Genomic DNA, 405 nt, shown 5'->3' with positions numbered 1-405 from the left:
ATCCGACACTGTACCTACAGTAGAGCGAGAATTACCATTAAATCTTTTTTGACTAATCGTCATTGCTACAGGAAGGTTTTTAATTTCTTTTACCTTTGGTTTCGGTTGTTGATTTAAATGAAATTGAATATAGCTAGAATAACTTTCATTTAAAAGTTGTTCTGATTCAGCAGCTATTGTTCTGAATACCAGCGATGACTTACCTGAACCAGAACGTCCTGTGAATACTGTAATCAAATGTTTAGGTATAGTTATATCTATATTTTTTAAATTATTTTGTGAAGCTCCTATAATAGTAATATTATTCATAAATTCAATGACCCTCTCTTATAATGTTTATCAATTGATTAAATTATCACACTAACTTAATTTATCTTTTTCTTAAAGTTATTACTACTATAAACC

The 405-nt window shown here is 28.4% G+C and carries 1 protein-coding gene; it reads right to left on the bottom strand.

Annotation, left to right across the window (positions count from 1 at the left end; translation table 11 throughout):
• On the bottom strand, window positions 1-309 hold a 309-nt coding region (locus tag AC1DBD_RS17870), incomplete at its 3' end, for a P-loop NTPase family protein (RefSeq protein ID WP_476982730.1).
• Window positions 310-405 lie beyond the last annotated feature (96 nt).

The organism is Arthrobacter sp. 10T419, from assembly GCF_056394105.1.
The sequence above is the reverse complement of the archived record's forward strand: the minus strand, read 5'-3'. Positions and strand labels throughout refer to the sequence as shown.